At 66.7% G+C, this 15,723-nt stretch carries 19 protein-coding genes; 15 read left to right on the forward strand and 4 right to left on the reverse strand.

Annotation, left to right across the window (positions count from 1 at the left end):
• Window positions 1-13 precede the first annotated feature (13 nt).
• On the reverse strand, window positions 14-412 hold the full coding sequence (locus tag G6N27_RS01540; protein ID WP_163774679.1) for an anti-sigma factor antagonist: 399 nt from the start codon (window positions 410-412) through the stop codon (window positions 14-16).
• Between the two features lie 500 nt (window positions 413-912).
• Window positions 913-1,569, reverse strand: a complete 657-nt coding sequence (locus G6N27_RS01545; RefSeq protein WP_163774680.1) for a DedA family protein — start codon at window positions 1,567-1,569, stop codon at window positions 913-915.
• A 150-nt stretch (window positions 1,570-1,719) separates the two neighbouring features.
• Between G6N27_RS01545 and pcaC the strand changes: the two genes are divergently transcribed.
• Genes pcaC through G6N27_RS01565 form a run of 4 tightly spaced genes read left to right on the forward strand, consistent with a single transcriptional unit; the run spans window position 1,720 to window position 3,896 of the window.
• Complete coding sequence (gene pcaC, locus G6N27_RS01550; RefSeq protein ID WP_163774682.1) at window positions 1,720-2,112, forward strand: 4-carboxymuconolactone decarboxylase; 393 nt, start codon at window positions 1,720-1,722, stop codon at window positions 2,110-2,112.
• A gap of 12 nt (window positions 2,113-2,124) precedes the next feature.
• Complete coding sequence (locus G6N27_RS01555; RefSeq protein ID WP_163774684.1) at window positions 2,125-2,550, forward strand: hypothetical protein; 426 nt, start codon at window positions 2,125-2,127, stop codon at window positions 2,548-2,550.
• Between the two features lie 40 nt (window positions 2,551-2,590).
• Window positions 2,591-2,932 (forward strand): cupin domain-containing protein, encoded by a 342-nt coding sequence (locus tag G6N27_RS01560; RefSeq protein WP_163774686.1) that lies wholly within the window; start codon window positions 2,591-2,593, stop codon window positions 2,930-2,932.
• A gap of 4 nt (window positions 2,933-2,936) precedes the next feature.
• The gene (locus tag G6N27_RS01565; protein ID WP_163774688.1) at window positions 2,937-3,896 is read left to right on the forward strand and encodes an NAD(P)H-dependent flavin oxidoreductase; all 960 of its coding nucleotides are present in this window, start codon (window positions 2,937-2,939) and stop codon (window positions 3,894-3,896) included.
• Here the strand turns inward: G6N27_RS01565 and G6N27_RS01570 are convergent.
• The gene (locus G6N27_RS01570) at window positions 3,878-4,375 is read right to left on the reverse strand and encodes a DUF1990 domain-containing protein (RefSeq protein ID WP_163774690.1); all 498 of its coding nucleotides are present in this window, start codon (window positions 4,373-4,375) and stop codon (window positions 3,878-3,880) included. The genes G6N27_RS01565 and G6N27_RS01570 overlap by 19 nt on opposite strands.
• Before the next feature lie 20 nt (window positions 4,376-4,395).
• Between G6N27_RS01570 and G6N27_RS01575 the strand changes: the two genes are divergently transcribed.
• The 11 genes from G6N27_RS01575 to pdxT all read left to right on the forward strand — a co-directional run bounded on the left by G6N27_RS01575 (window position 4,396) and on the right by pdxT (window position 14,857).
• Window positions 4,396-5,313 carry an aldo/keto reductase gene (locus tag G6N27_RS01575; RefSeq protein ID WP_163774692.1) on the forward strand — a complete coding sequence of 306 codons (918 nt, stop codon included), beginning with the start codon at window positions 4,396-4,398 and terminating at the stop codon, window positions 5,311-5,313.
• 30 nt (window positions 5,314-5,343) lie between these two features.
• Window positions 5,344-5,967 carry a PaaI family thioesterase gene (locus G6N27_RS01580; RefSeq protein WP_372512971.1) on the forward strand — a complete coding sequence of 208 codons (624 nt, stop codon included), beginning with the start codon at window positions 5,344-5,346 and terminating at the stop codon, window positions 5,965-5,967.
• Window positions 5,968-6,046: 79 nt separating this feature from the next.
• Window positions 6,047-8,101: a threonine--tRNA ligase gene (gene thrS / locus G6N27_RS01585; RefSeq protein ID WP_163774694.1), complete on the forward strand. Its 2,055-nt coding sequence runs from the start codon at window positions 6,047-6,049 to the stop codon at window positions 8,099-8,101.
• The gene (locus G6N27_RS01590) at window positions 8,094-8,660 is read left to right on the forward strand and encodes an HIT family protein (protein ID WP_163774696.1); all 567 of its coding nucleotides are present in this window, start codon (window positions 8,094-8,096) and stop codon (window positions 8,658-8,660) included. The genes thrS and G6N27_RS01590 overlap by 8 nt, the downstream gene beginning before the upstream one ends.
• Window positions 8,657-9,331 (forward strand): phosphatidylinositol phosphate synthase, encoded by a 675-nt coding sequence (pgsA, locus tag G6N27_RS01595; RefSeq protein WP_163774697.1) that lies wholly within the window; start codon window positions 8,657-8,659, stop codon window positions 9,329-9,331. Before G6N27_RS01590 ends, pgsA begins: the two co-directional genes overlap by 4 nt.
• A 56-nt stretch (window positions 9,332-9,387) precedes the next feature.
• A complete protein-coding gene (locus tag G6N27_RS01600; protein ID WP_163781186.1) occupies window positions 9,388-10,275 on the forward strand; it encodes a phosphatidylinositol mannoside acyltransferase in 888 nt (295 codons plus the stop codon).
• Complete coding sequence (locus G6N27_RS01605) at window positions 10,275-11,399, forward strand: glycosyltransferase family 4 protein (RefSeq protein WP_163774699.1); 1,125 nt, start codon at window positions 10,275-10,277, stop codon at window positions 11,397-11,399. Before G6N27_RS01600 ends, G6N27_RS01605 begins: the two co-directional genes overlap by 1 nt.
• Entirely contained in the window at window positions 11,396-12,436 is a 1,041-nt protein-coding gene (locus G6N27_RS01610) for an NUDIX hydrolase (RefSeq protein WP_163774701.1), read from the forward strand. The genes G6N27_RS01605 and G6N27_RS01610 overlap by 4 nt, the downstream gene beginning before the upstream one ends.
• 76 nt (window positions 12,437-12,512) lie before the next feature.
• The gene (pdxS, locus tag G6N27_RS01615; protein ID WP_163774703.1) at window positions 12,513-13,421 is read left to right on the forward strand and encodes a pyridoxal 5'-phosphate synthase lyase subunit PdxS; all 909 of its coding nucleotides are present in this window, start codon (window positions 12,513-12,515) and stop codon (window positions 13,419-13,421) included.
• Between the two features lie 9 nt (window positions 13,422-13,430).
• Window positions 13,431-14,264 carry an acyl-CoA thioesterase II gene (tesB, locus tag G6N27_RS01620; protein WP_163774705.1) on the forward strand — a complete coding sequence of 278 codons (834 nt, stop codon included), beginning with the start codon at window positions 13,431-13,433 and terminating at the stop codon, window positions 14,262-14,264.
• A complete protein-coding gene (gene pdxT / locus G6N27_RS01625) occupies window positions 14,261-14,857 on the forward strand; it encodes a pyridoxal 5'-phosphate synthase glutaminase subunit PdxT (protein WP_163774707.1) in 597 nt (198 codons plus the stop codon). Before tesB ends, pdxT begins: the two co-directional genes overlap by 4 nt.
• Here pdxT and G6N27_RS01630 read toward each other — a convergent pair.
• Complete coding sequence (locus tag G6N27_RS01630; protein WP_232065210.1) at window positions 14,841-15,662, reverse strand: oxygenase MpaB family protein; 822 nt, start codon at window positions 15,660-15,662, stop codon at window positions 14,841-14,843. The two genes, pdxT and G6N27_RS01630, sit on opposite strands and share 17 nt — an antisense overlap.
• Window positions 15,663-15,723: the final 61 nt, after the last annotated feature.

The raw sequence follows: 15,723 nt of genomic DNA on the forward strand, positions 1-15,723 counted from the left end.
GCGCGGTCGGATGTCAGTCGGCCAGGGTCCACATGGACAGGGCGGCGTCAACGCTCTCGTCGATGGGTAGCAGTTCGCGCAGACCGCAGGCTGCCACGATCCGCGCGACAGCCGGTTGGTTACTCACCAAACGCATTTCGATGCCACGACCCCGGCAGCGCTCGGCTTCTTCACCGAGTGCCGCGTAGGCGCAGCAGGCGATGAAGTCCAAGCCGCTGACGTCGATGACGAGTGGTCCGGGACGGTCGGCCGCCGCGGCGGCCTCGCTCAGCAGGCGTCGCCACGTCGCCTCGTTGGATGCGTCAAGTTCGCCGCCGGCGCTGACAATCACGATTGAACCGCTACGTTCGGTGGTTGCCCGCAACGTGCTATGGGACTGCGCCAGCTCGGAAATAAGCCGGCCGCTCAGCATCACATGATTGAAAGATTGCTCTGCAAGGGCATACGTGCTCATAGTGTTTCTCGATCCACAGGCGCGATGCGCCTCGATATGGATGCCCGCCCTACTGTGCTTAAGACTGACTTCGTTTAGTTGTTCAATATTTATAACAGAAAGGCAACGGCGTTGTCCATGCGAAGTCGCTGAGAAAACGGTGAGGACGGGCTGGGGCGCGGCCTCACTGAGCGAACTCAAGCGGCGACGCGGGCTGGGCCATCTCGGCCAAAATCCTCGCGGTATATCCCTGTAAAACATTTATTCGCAACAGTTTTCACGATTATTTGGCAAGCACGCTCGTCCGCGATCGGCTGCACTCGGCCGTATCAGCAAACGTCGCGGCACGGAAATTATCGTCCGGGCTACTTTTTTGTCTGAAATTGCAAACTAGGGGGAATATTTTGCTAAAACACCGTCTGGTCAGCGCTATTCGACGGGTTTCTAACACCAGAGTTGTTGGATGTAACCAGTGGTGTTTATGCGGCGGTGTGACCGGATTCGTCGGCGTGCTCGGCGTCGAGCTCGGCGATCGCACGAGATGTCCGCTCGCGCAGCAAGACTGCGGCGGTCACCCCGCCGATCACGGCGATTACCAACGCAATCCAGGAGAAGCGGGTCAGCCAGCGTTCGGCGGCCAGTCCCGCGTAGTACACCAGCGCCGTCGTGCCGCCAGCCCAGCACAGCGCGCCTGAGACGTTCGCGAGCAAGAACCTTGCGTAGCGCATCTTCAACGCTCCGGCCAGCGGCCCTGCGAAGATCCGCAGCAGTGCGATGAACCGGCCGAAGAACACCGCACGCGCGCCCCAGCGATCGAAGAGCCGCTCGGCGAACGCGACGTGGGCCGGACCGAAATGATTCGGGAAACGCCGGCCGAGCTTTTCGAACAGCGGCAGGCCCAGGCGGCGGCCGATGGCGTAGCCGATCGAGTCGCCGATCACCGCCCCGATCACCGCGGCCGCACCGACACCGATCGGGTGGACGGCCAACTCGTGGCGCGACGACAGCAACGCGGCACTGACGAGGACGATCTCACCAGGTAGCGGGATGCCCAGGCTCTCCACGCCCACGACGGCAGCGACCATCCCGTAGACAGCGAGCGGGGGGACCGACTGCAACAGGGCATCCACCGTCATGGCACAAGGATGCCCGAGCCGTTCGCAGGCGGCTGCGGCGACCAGTCGTGACGGCCGGGGGTAGCTTTTTGTCATGCCAACGACGGCACAGCAGGCGGGCGGCGCCTCGGTCCGCGTCGCGGCTGACCACCAGGGCAGATCGGGAGCCACATGACCACTGGCCGTTACGACGAGGGCATGGCCGTGCGCCGCGACGTGCTCGGCGACAGCTATGTCGAGCAGGTGAACGCCAAGACCACCGACTTCACCAGAGACTTCCAGCAGATCCTCACCGAATTCGCTTGGGGCACAGTGTGGACGCGTCCCGGGCTGGACCGCCGCAGCCGCTCGATGATCACACTGACCGCGCTGACCGCGCGCGGCCACCACGAGGAACTCGCATTGCACATTCGCGGTGCGCTGCGCAACGGCCTGACGCGCGATGAGATCAAAGAAGTCCTGCTGCAGGCGGCGGTGTACTGCGGCGTACCGGACGCTAATTCCGCGTTCCGCGTGGTGCAGCGAACACTCGACGAGATTGACGGACAGCATGATTCGCCCTGAAGGGTCGCTGAGATGAGCCCCGCTCGGGCCGTGGCGATCGCGGTCGTGTTCGTGTGGCTCGGCATGGTGTTGGCCATATCGTTTCTGGAAGCACCGCTGAAGTTCCGCGCCCCCAATGTCACACTGCAGATCGGTCTGGGCATCGGACGTCTGGTCTTTCGCGCACTCAACGCCGTTGAGGTCGTTCTAGCCGTCGTCATCCTGCTGGCCACCATCGCCCGCCCGCCGCCGGCCGTCGTGGCAGCGGCGCTGGCAGTCGCGTTCGCGATGTTGGCCCTGCAGATCGGTGCAGTGCGGCCCAGGCTGACTCGCCGTTCGGATCAAGTGCTCGCCGGCCTGGATGCACCACGCTCGCGGGGCCATTACGTCTACATCGGACTCGAGGCGATCAAGGTGCTGGCCTTGGCCGCAGCCGGAATCCTTCTACTATCCACTTGAGGAACTTCCACAGAGTTCCGGGCCGACCAAAGGACTAATCATGGAATCCGTTTCGCTGACCAGCCTGGCCGAAGAACAACTCAAGGCGGCGCGGGCGGCGCACAGTGGCCGCGCCTCGCACACCCTGCATGGCGGGCACACCCACGAACTGCGGCAGACCGTGGTGGCGTTGCTTGCCGGGCACGAACTTTCCGAACACGACAGTCCCGGACAGGCGTCGTTGCAGGTCTTGCAAGGACATGTGCACCTCACCGCCGGCGACGCCGGGTGGGATGGCAAGACCGGCGACTACGTGGTCATCCCTCCGCAACGGCACTCCCTGCAAGCAGTCGATGATTCGGTGGTCTTGCTGACCGTCTTCAAAAGCCTCCCTTCGGTTTAGCCCGATGTTGTCGACCCCATGGTCGCGGGCGATGGGCCTGACGGTGCCCGTCGTCAACGCCCCGATGGGCGGTGTCGCGGGCGGAAGGTTGGCTGCGGCGGTGACGGCCGCTGGTGGTCTGGGCATGGTGGGCATGGGCAGCGCCGGGTCGACGTCCTCGCTGCACACTGAATTGCCTTATGTCAGTGGGACGTTCGGCATCGGCCTGGTGGACTGGGTGATCCGGCAGGAGCACGGCTTGTTCGATGCTGCGCTGGCCGCGCGGCCGGTGCTGATCTCGGTCAGCTTCGGTACCGACCTGTCGTGGGTGAGCCGCGTGCACGACGCCGGAATCGCCGCCGCCACACAGGTTTACAGCAGTGACGAGGCGCGCCGCGCGCAAGACGCCGGAGTCGACCTGCTGATTGCCCGCGGCAGCGAAGGTGGCGGGCACGGGGAGGCGACAATAGGTACCCTGCCGCTGCTGGCCGCGGTGCTGGACGCGGTGTCGGTGCCGGTCCTGGCGGCGGGCGGTATCGCCTCGCCGCGCAGCCTCGCGGCGGTGCTGGCCGCCGGCGCGAGCGGCGCATGGCTCGGCACGGTCTTGTCGGCTTCGGTGGAGGCGTTGACGACCGACGCCGGTCGCCGCGCGTTGGTCGCCGCACGAGAGTCCGACACCGTCAGCACCCGGGTGTTCGACATCGTTCGTCGTCGACCGTGGGCCGAGCGATTCCCGTCGCGCGTGTTACGCAATGACTTCGTCGCACGGTGGAGCGGACATGAAGACGAGCTGGCCGACGATGCCGATGCCGAGGCGGAGCTGAACGCCGCGGACGCCGCGGACGACAGGCGAACCGCACCGGTCGACGCGGGTCAGGGCGTCGGGAGCGTGACCGGCGTCGCGCCGGTGGGCGAAGTCATTGACCGGCTCTGCACCGGAGCGCACGAGTTGCTCGCCGGCTGGGGTCAGACAGCCCGCAGGTAGCGTTTGCCCATCACCCGCTGGAGCAGCACGGTGAACGGTCCGCCGGCTTTGCTCCACCAGGTCGCGGGCCGAGAGAACGCGGTCACCTCGGCGTACACGGCGGAGGTGACCGGGTCGTGGCGCACCACGAACCGCTCCTCACCGGACTCGGGATGGCCGGACAGCGTGCCGTACGCGAATCCCCGCATGTGCGGCTCGTCGATCACGTAGACGACCCGGCACGGGGCCTTGATGAAGCCGACCTTCACCACGACAACCGTGCCGACGGTGACCACGTCGCTGGTGGCCTGTACGCCGAGTCCGGCGCCGCGCTGCATGCCCCAGTGCATCACCGAGTCGGCGGCCTCGTCGAAACGAAGCTGCCCCATACCGATGTGTGCCGAGTAGCCCATGTGCTTGTATCCCGGAGGCATCGGGCCTGCTGTCGCGCCCACCTCCGGATAGGTCAGTGGGAGCAGGGCGATCGTTTGCAAATCCACCGTTTCAGCTTGCCACGCGAATGTGGCCGGCTCTCGCGGGCCGGCGTACGGTCGGCGTTGTGACTACCCAAGCTCCCGCTCACGCGTCCGGAACCTTCACTCTCGGGGGCGATCTCACAATCAACCGACTCGGCTACGGCGCGATGCGCCTGACCGGCAAGGGTGTGTGGGGCCCGCCCGCCGACCGCGACGAAGCCGTTCGGGTGTTGCGGCGCGCGGTCGACCTCGGCGTCAACTTCATCGATACCGCCAATTCCTACGGTCCCTATTACGCCGAGGAGATCATTCGGGAGGCGCTGCACCCCTACGACGGGCTGGTCATCGCGACCAAGGCGGGACTGCTGCGCACCGGGCCCGACGTGTGGATTCCGCTGGGATTTCCCGCTTACCTGCGCCAGGAAGCCGAGCTCAGCCTGCGGCGGCTCGGCGTCGACACCATCGACCTGTTTCAGCTGCACCGCATCGACGACAAATTCCCGCTGGAAGACCAGATCGGCGAGCTGGTGAAGCTGCAGCAGGAAGGCAAGATCCGCCACATCGGTCTGTCCGAAGTCAACGTCGACCAGCTGCACGCGGCACAAAAGATCACCCAGATCGTGTCGGTGCAAAACCTGTACAACCTGACCAACCGCAGCGCGGAAAAGCTCTTGGACGACGTGACCGAGCAGGGCATCGGTTTCATCCCCTGGTTCCCGCTGGCTGCAGGTCCGCTCGCGGCTCCTGACGGCCCGCTGGCCAAGCTCGGCGCCGAGCACGGCCACGCGACGCCCTCACAGCTGGCGCTGGCGTGGCTGCTCAAACGTTCACCGGTCGTCCTGCCGATTCCGGGGACCTCGAGTGTGGCCCACCTGGAGGAGAACGTGGCCGCCGCCGAGATCGAGCTCAGCGACGACGAGTTCGACAAGCTGAGCGCGCTCGGCGAGCAACAGCAGAACTAGGCCGACGTGCCCCGGGCATACGGTGTCCTGGTGGCAAGCGAAGACATCCGGCATCCCGGCGGCGGATTCAACCCGCCCGAACCGACGGTCAAGGGCGGACCGGACTACGGACGGTTCATCGACGGTGTCCGCCGATTGCAGGACCACGCCCGCGCCGTCGACGCGCCGGACGAGGTGATCACCGAGGCCGCCGATCTGCTGGACAAGGTCTCGACACTCTTGACGCCGTTCGACAGCGACGAATGGTCGTCTCCGTCGGGCCGCCGGATGGATCTGCCGGTGCGGGGCAACATCTTGACTGTCCCGATGTCTGCCCGCAAGACCGACGACGGTCGTATCGAGGGCTGGGCCCGGTTCGCGCGTTTTCACCTGGGCCGCAACGGCGCCGTGCACGGCGGGTCGATCGGCATGTTGTTCGACACCGTGTTGGGTCTGACGTCGTCGGTGCTCACCGGCGGTCCCCGACAACGCACCGCCTACCTTCACGTCAACTATCGCCAGATCGTGCCGATCGAGAAGAAGCTGCAGATCGACGCCGCCGTGGACCGGGTCGACGGCCGCAAGATCTTCGTCTCCGGCCGCTTGAGCGACGGGGATAGCGTGCTGACCGACGCCGAGGCGCTGTTCGTTCTCCTCAAACCGGGCCAGCCCTAAGGCTGCAAGCTTGCGTCATACCCGCCCCGATAGCATGGTCGGGTCTGTTTGACATCCGAAAAGCATGGAGACCGCGTCGATGACCGCCCCCGCACACCCCGCCCCAGCAGCACCTATCCGGGTGCCGGCCGGGACGACGGCGGCGGCCGCGATCCGCGAAGCCGGACTGCCGGGCCGCGGCGCCCCTGACGCGATCGTGGTGATCCGCGACGCCGACGGGAAACTGCGTGACCTCAGTTGGATTCCCGACACGGACACCGACGTCACCCCGGTGGCGGCCGACACCGACGACGGGCGCAGCGTCATCCGGCACTCGGCCGCCCACGTGCTGGCTCAGGCGGTGCAGGACCTCTTCCCGGACGCCAAGCTCGGCATCGGCCCGCCGATCACCGACGGCTTCTACTACGACTTCGACGTGGCGGAGCCGTTCACGCCGGAAGACTTGGACAAGCTGGAAAAGCGGATGCGCCAGATCGTCAAGGACGGTCAGCTTTTCGACCGGCGGGTCTATGCGTCCAAAGACCAGGCCCGTACCGAGTTAGCCAGTGAGCCTTACAAACTCGAACTCGTCGACGACAAATCCGGGGACGCCGACATCATGGAGGTCGGCGGTGACGAACTCACCGCCTACGACAACCTCAATCCCCGCACCCGCGAACGTGTTTGGGGGGACCTGTGCCGCGGGCCGCACATCCCGACCACCAAGCACATCCCAGCGTTCAAGTTGACCCGCAGCTCGGCGGCTTATTGGCGGGGAGACCAGAACAACGCGAGCCTGCAACGCATCTACGGCACCGCATGGGAAACGCAGGAAGCTCTCGACAAGCACCTCGAGCTGATCGCCGAAGCTCAGCGTCGTGACCACCGCAAGCTGGGCGTCGAGCTGGACCTGTTCAGCTTCCCCGACGAGATCGGTTCGGGGCTGGCGGTTTTCCATCCCAAGGGCGGCATCATCCGTCGTGAGCTCGAGGAGTACTCGCGGCGCGCACACGAGCGGGCGGGCTACGAGTTCGTCAACACCCCGCACATCACCAAAGAACAGCTGTACGTCACGTCCGGCCACCTGGAGTGGTACGCCGACGGCATGTACCCGCCGATGCATCTCGATGCCGAATTCAACGAAGACGGCACGGTGCGCAAACCCGGCCAGAACTACTACCTCAAGCCGATGAACTGTCCCATGCATCATTTGATCTATCGGTCGCGGGGACGGTCGTATCGCGAGCTTCCGTTGCGGCTCTTCGAATTTGGCAGCGTCTATCGCTATGAGAAATCCGGCGTGATCCACGGTCTGACCCGGGTGCGCGGCATGACCCAGGACGACGCGCACATCTACTGCACGCGAGAGCAGATGCGCGACGAGTTGACCTCGGTGTTGCGGTTCGTGCTCGACCTGTTGGCCGACTACGGCCTCGACGACTACTACCTGGAGCTGTCCACCAAGGACCCGGAGAAATACGTCGGCTCCGACGAGGTGTGGGAAGAGGCCACCCAGATCTTGCAAGAAGTCGGCGAGGCTTCCGGCTTGCAACTGGTGCCCGACCCGGGCGGCGCGGCCTTCTACGGACCGAAGATCTCGGTGCAGGTCAAGGATGCGCTGGGCCGCAGTTGGCAGATGTCTACGTTGCAAGTCGATTTCAACATGCCCGATCGATTCGAGCTGGAATACACCGCCGGCGACGGCTCGCGGCAACGGCCGGTGCTGATTCACCGTGCGCTGTTCGGCTCGATCGAGCGGTTCTTCGGTATTCTCACCGAGCACTACGCCGGGGCATTCCCGGCCTGGCTGGCCCCGGTTCAGGTGGTCGGCATCCCGGTCGCCGACGAACATATCGGATATCTGGAAGATGTTGCCGCGCAGCTCAAGTCGCACGGTATACGATCCGAAGTCGACGGCAGTGACGACCGGATGGCGAAGAAGATCGTGCACCACACCAATCAGAAGGTGCCGTTCATGCTGCTGGCCGGCGACCGCGACGTCGAGGCCGGCGCGGTGAGTTTCCGGTTCGGTGATCGCACCCAGATCAACGGAGTTCCGCGCGACGAGGCGGTCGCCGCGATCGCGCAGTGGGTCGCCGATCGCGAAAACGCTGTGCCCACTGCCGATTTGATCAAGGTGACCACCCGTGGCTGACGACGAGTCGATCGTCGACGAGTCGATCGTAGACAGAGGAGTGGGCGAAGCCGATCACCTGCAGCGGTTGTGGACGCCGTACCGGATGAGCTACCTCGCCGAAGGGCCGCTGAAGCAGGACACCACCGACAAAGACCAGCCCTTCACCGACATCCCGCAACTGTCCGATGAAGACGGGCTGGTCGTGGCCCGCGGCGAACTCGTCTACGCCGTGCTCAACCTCTACCCGTACAACCCGGGCCATCTGATGGTGGTGCCCTACCGCCGGCTCTCCGAACTCGAGGATCTGACCGAGGCGGAGAGCAGCGAGCTGATGGCGTTCATCCAGAAGGCAATTCGGGTCATCAAGAGCGTGTCACGCCCGCACGGCTTCAACGTCGGCGTCAACCTCGGCCACTCGGCGGGTGGCTCGCTGGCCGAGCATCTGCACGTACATGTCGTGCCGCGGTGGGGTGGCGACGCGAACTTCATCACGATCATCGGCGATTCCAAGGTCATTCCGCAGTTGCTGCGCGACACCCGTCGCCTGCTGGCCACCGAGTGGGCTCGGCAGTCATGAGCAAGCTGTTGTCCCGCGAGGGCGTCGCCCGAGTCACCGGACCGGTGGCGCGGGCATTCCTGCACGCGGGCTTCACCGCCGACGGGGTCACCATCATCGCCACCGCCGCCGCGGTGCTGGGCGCCCTGACGCTGTTTCCGACCGGCCGACTGTTCGCCGGCACGTTGGTGATCTGGTTCTTCGTGATGTTCGACCTCATCGACGGGGCGATGGCGCGAGAAAGCGGCGGCGGCACCCGATTTGGCGCCGTGCTCGATGCCACCTGCGACCGCGTCAGTGACGGCGCGGTGTTCTGCGGGCTGGCATGGTGGGCGGCGTTCGGCCTGGGCAGCCGGCCGCTGGTGGTGGCGACGCTGATCTGCCTGGTCACCTCACAGGTCATCTCCTACATCAAGGCACGCGCCGAAGCCAGCGGACTGCGCGGCGACGGTGGATTCATCGAGCGTCCAGAGCGATTGATCATCGTGCTCGTCGGGGCGGGGCTGTCGGACCTGCCGTTCTATCCGTTGCCGTTGGCGCTGCCCGGCGCGATGTGGTTACTCGCCGTGGCCAGCACCATCACCTGCGCTCAGCGGCTGCGCACCGTGCGGCATTCACCGGACGCGGCCAACCCCCTGGAAGGAACGCCGCCGCACGGTAAGCCGGCCTCGCCGGGAGATAGCCAGCCGTGATCGTGCCGGCCGGTCTGAAACTGCCTGGGGTCGGTGATCTTTCGCTGGGCGGCCGGATGACCGACTGGGGCTACGCCACCGGGTGGCGACTGGTGCGGGCGATGCCGGAATTCGCCGCGCGCAACGTCTTTGACGCCGGTGCGCTCTATGCGTCGCGCAACGGCGGACCGGACCAACTGCGCAAGAACCTTGCGCGCGTCATCGGCGTTGCGCCGAAAGAGGTCCCGGGCAGTCTGATGCGCGCGTCGCTGGAGTCCTACGCCCGCTACTGGCGGGAGGCGTTCCGGCTGCCGTCGATGGATCATCGCCGGCTCGGCGAGCGCCTCGCCAAACTCGTCGAAGGTCGAGAGCATGTCGACGCGGCGCTGGCAGACGGCCGCGGCGCGGTGATGGCGCTGCCGCACAGCGGGAATTGGGACATGGCCGGAGTGTGGTTCGTCCAGGCGTACGGCAGATTCACCACCGTCGCCGAACGGCTCAAGCCCGAGTCGCTGTACCGGCGGTTCATCGAATACCGGGAAAGCCTCGGATTCGAGGTGATTCCGCTGTCCGGCGGCGAGCAACCGCCGTTTCCATTGCTCGGCCAGCGGCTCCGGGACAACAAGCTCGTGTGTCTGATGGCCGAGCGCGACCTGAGCCGCACCGGAGTACAGGTCGACTTCTTCGGCGAACCGACCAGGATGCCCGCCGGTCCGGCGAAGCTGGCGATCACTACCGGGGCGGCACTAGTGCCCGTGCATTGCTGGTACGACGGCGACGACTGCCGAATCAAGTTCTACCCGCCGCTGGACTGCAGCAGCGGCGACGTCGGTGCCGTCACCCAGGCGCTGGCCGATGTGTTCGCGCGCAACATCGCCGAGCACCCCGCCGACTGGCACATGCTCCAGCCGCAGTGGCTCGCCGATCTGTCGCAGGAGCGACGCGCGCGACTGGCGGAGACCTGATGCGAATCGGGATGGTGTGTCCGTACTCCTTCGACGTACCCGGCGGCGTGCAGTCGCACGTGCTACAACTCGCCGAGGCAATGCGCGAACGCGGCAACGAGGTCAGCGTGCTGGCGCCGTCGTCGCCGCATGTCAAATTGCCCGAGTTCGTCGTCTCGGCCGGCCGGGCAGTGCCGATTCCCTACAACGGCTCGGTCGCCCGCTTGCAGATCAGCCCGAGCGTGCACGGCAAGGTCAGGCGCTGGCTGGCCGAGGGCGACTTCGACGTGCTGCATCTGCACGAACCCAACGCACCGAGCGTGTCGATGTGGGCGCTGCGGATCGCCGAGGGTCCCATCGTGGCCACCTTTCACACCTCGACCACCAAATCGCTGACGCTCTCGGTGGTTCAGGGCCTACTGCGGCCCATGCAGGAGAAGATCGTCGGCCGCATCGCCGTGTCCGACTTGGCCCGACGCTGGCAGATGGAAGCGCTGGGCTCCGACGCGGTGGAGATTCCCAACGGTGTCGACGTGGCGTCTTTCGAATCGGCGCCGCTGATGCCGGGCTATCCACGCCCAGGCAAGACCGTGCTCTTTCTCGGCCGCTACGACGAACCGCGCAAAGGCATGGCCGTGCTCGCCGACGCGCTGCCGGTGCTCGTCGAGCGTTTCCCCGGGCTGCAGGTGCTGATCGTCGGTCGCGGCAGCGAAGACGAGTTGCGGACCAAGGTCGGCAGGTTGGCCGGGCACCTGCGTTTCCTGGGTCTGGTCGACGACGCCGCCAAGGCGTCGGCGCTGCGCAGTGCTGATGTCTACTGCGCGCCGCACACCGGCGGGGAAAGCTTCGGCATCGTGCTCGTCGAGGCGATGGCAGCCGGCACTCCTGTGGTGGCCAGCGATCTGCATGCGTTCCGGCAGGTGCTGCGGGACGGAGAGGCCGGACGACTGGTGGCCGTCGACGACAGCGCCGCGCTGGCCGCCGGGCTGATCGCGGTGCTGGAGAACGACGCGCTCGCCAAGCGCTACGCCGCGGCCGGCTCCGAGGCGGTGCGCCGCTACGACTGGTCGGTGGTGGCCAACCAGATCATGCGCGTCTACGAGACGGTCGCCGTGGCCGGCAGCAAGGTCGAGGTGGCCAGTTGACGCTCATCCTCGTCCTCGGGCTGGTTGCGTTGCTGCTGGTCGTCCTCGGGTTCGCGGTGTGGGGATTCCGCACCGCCAATCGGCTCGACCGGCTGCACGTGCGTTACGACCTGTCCTGGCAGGCCCTGGATGGCGCGCTGGCGCGACGGGCGGTGGTGGCCCGCGCGGTCGCGACGAACGCCTTCGGCGGCGGCGCTGACGCCGAGTTGGTGGGACTGGCCGACGCGGCTGAGCGCGCGCCGCGGCGAACCCGCGAAGCGTGCGAGAACAAGCTGTCGGCCGCGCTGTCGATGGTCGATCCGGGGTCGGTGCCCGCGGGCCTGATCGCCGAGCTCGCCGACGCCGAGACCCGGGTGCTGCTGGCCCGCCGCTTCCACAACGACGCTGTCCGCGACACGCTCGCGCTGCGTGACCGACGCCTCGTCCGGCTGTTCAGGCTGGCCGGAACAGCCGCATTGCCAAGCTATTTCGAGATCGCTGAGCGGTCGCAGGCACAACGGCACGCCGATCACCGCGGAGCCGCCCGTCGCACGTCGGCGCGGGTGGTACTGCTCGACGAAACCGGCGCGGTGTTGCTGTTGTGCGGATCGGATCCGGCGACGTCCGACGACGACGCCGCCGCGGGGAAGCCCCGGTGGTGGTTCACCGTGGGCGGGCAGGTCGGTGACGGGGAGTCGCTGGCCCAAGCCGCCGCGCGTGAGCTGGCCGAGGAGACCGGCCTGCAGGTCGACGCCGCCGAGATGATCGGACCAATCTGGCGGCGCGATGCGGTGTTCGACTTCAACGGCGCGGCGATCGACAGCGAGGAGTTCTTCTTCGTCCACCGCACCCGGCGATTCGAGCCGTCCATTACCGGACGCACCGAGCTGGAGAGCCGCTATATCCACGGCCACCGCTGGTGTGACCCTGCTGACATCGCCGACCTCGCCGCCGCCGGCGAGACGGTGTATCCGCTTCAGCTCTCCGAACTGCTCACCGAGGCGGTTTTGTCGGCCGGGTCGCCGGATCAGCCCCGGCAACTGCAGTCCATCCGCTGAGACAGAGCAGGTGGCGGGAAATACCGTTTGGTAACCACCACTAGAATCGGTGGACACCAGTTGAAGGAGATGAGCAGTGGATAGCGCGGCGCACAACGGCACCGGGCGGACCGGAACCGCGCGGGTCAAGCGCGGCATGGCCGAAATGCTCAAGGGCGGCGTGATCATGGACGTCGTCACGCCGGAGCAGGCCCGCATCGCCGAGGGCGCCGGCGCCGTCGCGGTGATGGCGCTCGAGCGGGTGCCTGCCGACATTCGCGCTCAGGGCGGGGTGTCGCGCATGAGCGACCCCGACATGATCGAGGGCATCATCTCCGCGGTCACCATCCCGGTGATGGCCAAGGCCCGGATCGGGCACTTCGTCGAGGCGCAGATCCTGCAGAGCCTCGGGGTCGACTACGTCGACGAGTCCGAGGTGCTGACACCCGCCGACTACACCCATCACATCGACAAGTGGAAGTTCACCGTGCCGTTCGTCTGCGGTGCGACGAATCTCGGTGAGGCGCTGCGGCGGATCAACGAGGGCGCGGCGATGATCCGCTCCAAGGGCGAGGCCGGCACCGGCGACGTGTCCAACGCCACCACCCACATGCGCGCCATCGGGGGAGAGATCCGTCGGCTGGGTTCGCTGTCGGACGACGAATTGTACGTCGCGGCAAAGGAACTCGCGGCACCCTACGAGCTGGTCGTCGAAGTCGCCAGGGCGGGAAAGCTGCCGGTCACGCTGTTCACCGCGGGCGGCATCGCCACCCCGGCCGACGCGGCGATGATGATGCAGCTGGGTGCCGAGGGCGTGTTCGTCGGCTCGGGAATCTTCAAGTCCGGCGACCCGGCGCAGCGCGCGGCGGCGATCGTCAAGGCCACCACCTTCTACGACGACCCCGACGTGTTGGCTCGGGTGTCTCGCGGGCTCGGTGAGCCGATGGTCGGCATCAACGTGGAGGAGCTTGCGGCACCGCATCGGCTGGCCGAACGCGGCTGGTAAGAACATTCCGTGTCGATCGAAAAGATCCTCGATCTCGAGCAGCTCGAGATCAACATCTACCGCGGCAGCGTGTTCGGCCCGGAATCGGGCAACTTTCAGCGCACCTTCGGTGGCCAGGTTGCCGGCCAGTCGCTGGTGTCGGCAGTACGCACCGTCGATCCACACTTCTTGGTGCACTCGCTGCACGGCTACTTCATCCGGCCCGGAGACTCCTCAGCGCCAACGATTTTCATCGTCGAGCGGCTGCGTGACGGCGGTTCGTTCTGCACCCGCCGGGTCAACGCGATCCAGCACGGCCAGACGATCTTCTCCATGTCGGCGTCGTTTCAGACCGATCAGGAGGGCATCCACCATCAGGATGTGATGCCGTTTGCGCCGCCGCCGGACGGCCTGCCCGGGCTGAAGTCGATGAAGGTGTTCGACGACGAGGGGTTCAAGCAGTTCGGCGAGTGGGACATCCGGATCGTGCCGCGCGACCAACTGCACACCCTGCCCGGCAAGGCGGCCCAGCAGCAGGTGTGGTTCCGGCACCGCGATCCGCTGCCTGACGACCCGGTGCTGCACATCTGCGCGCTGGCGTACATGAGCGATCTCACCCTGTTGGGGTCGGCGCAGGTGACCCATCTTGACGAGCGGGAGCACCTCCAGGTCGCCTCGCTTGACCACGCGATGTGGTTCATGCGGGCGTTTCGCGCCGACGAGTGGCTGCTCTACGACCAGTCCTCGCCGTCGGCCTGCGGCGGCCGCGCGCTGTGCCAGGGCAAGATCTTCAACCAGTACGGCGAAATGGTCGCCGCCGTCATGCAGGAGGGGCTGACTCGCTTCCCGAGCGAGCACCAGTGAGCGCCGTGCGCATCGGTGTGCTGGCGCTGCAGGGCGACACCCGCGAACACCTGGCGGCGCTGCGCGATTGTGGAGCCGAGTCGATGCCGGTGCGCCGCCCTGCCGAGTTGGACGCCGTTGACGGGCTGGTACTTCCCGGTGGCGAGTCCACCACGATCAGCCATCTGCTGCGCGAGGTCGGTCTGCTCGAGCCGCTGCGCGCTCGGCTGGCCGGCGGACTACCCGCCTACGGCGCCTGCGCTGGGATGATCTTGTTGGCCAGCGAGATTCTCGACGCCGGCACCCGCGGCCGTGAAGCCCTGCCGCTGGCCGGTATCGATATCACGGTGCGGCGCAATGCTTTTGGCCGACAGGTCGACTCGTTTGAAGGTGACGTCGCGTTTTCCGGGTTCGACGATCCGGTGCACGGCATCTTCATCCGGGCGCCGTGGGTCGAGCGGGTCGGCGACGGTGTGCAGGTGCTCGCAACGGCCGTCGGCCACCCCGTCGCGGTGCGGCAGGGGCCGGTGCTGGCCACGGCATTTCATCCGGAGATCACCGGCGACCGTCGAATCCACCGGCTGTTCGTCGACATCGTCAACGGCCGGCGCTGACGGGGCTTTCGGGTGCGGGCAACGCCCACCTGATGCCGCCGACCAGGACGCGTCCCACTCCGCGCACCACAGTCAGCTCGACCGGCGGGAAGTACGGCAGCAACAGCGGTATGCGCGCCCACAACGGCAGCATCGCCACTGCGGTCGCCGTCAGCGCGCCGTAGGGCGCCCGGGCCGCCAATGGCAGCGGCGGCGTCAGCAACAGGAATCGGGCGGCGTCGCGAGCTGCCGCCGTGCTGCGCAACTCCGGCCGAAACGCATCAAGTCGCTGGGCCAGCTCTTCTTCGGTGCGTGGCGGGTCGACCACGCCGAGCCTGGCAGCGATCTCCGCCATGTCCGCGACGTAGCCGTCGCGACCGGCCTGGTCCAGCGGGGCGGCGCCATAAAGCTGATGGGCCTTCAGAAAGCTGTCGGCTTCGGCGATGTGCACCCACTCCAACAGGTGCGGGTCGGTGGCGGTATAGGACCGTCCGTCGGCGGCGACCCCGTGCACCCGCCGATGAATTCCGCGGACGCGATCGACGGCGCGCTGCGCATCCACCGCGGACCCGAACGTGGTCTCGGCCAGGAAGGTGCTGGTTCGCTGCAGCCGACCCCACGGGTCGTCGCGATAGTTGGAGTGCTCAGCAACGCCGGCCATCGCCAGCGGATGCAGCGACTGCAACAGCAACGCCCGCAATCCGCCGACGAACATCGAGGCGTCGGCGTGGACTCGACGGATCGGACGGTCCTCGGCGAACCACCGCGGTCCCGGGGTGTGGTGGATGCGTTCACGCGCTTTCGGACCATCAGGCCCGGCGACCATCTCGAACAGGCTGCTGCCCAGGGCGTCCCGTGCCGCCTTCAGTGTGCTTTTCGCCGTCACC

It is taken from the genome of Mycobacterium cookii (assembly GCF_010727945.1).
Classification (GTDB): domain Bacteria; phylum Actinomycetota; class Actinomycetes; order Mycobacteriales; family Mycobacteriaceae; genus Mycobacterium; species Mycobacterium cookii.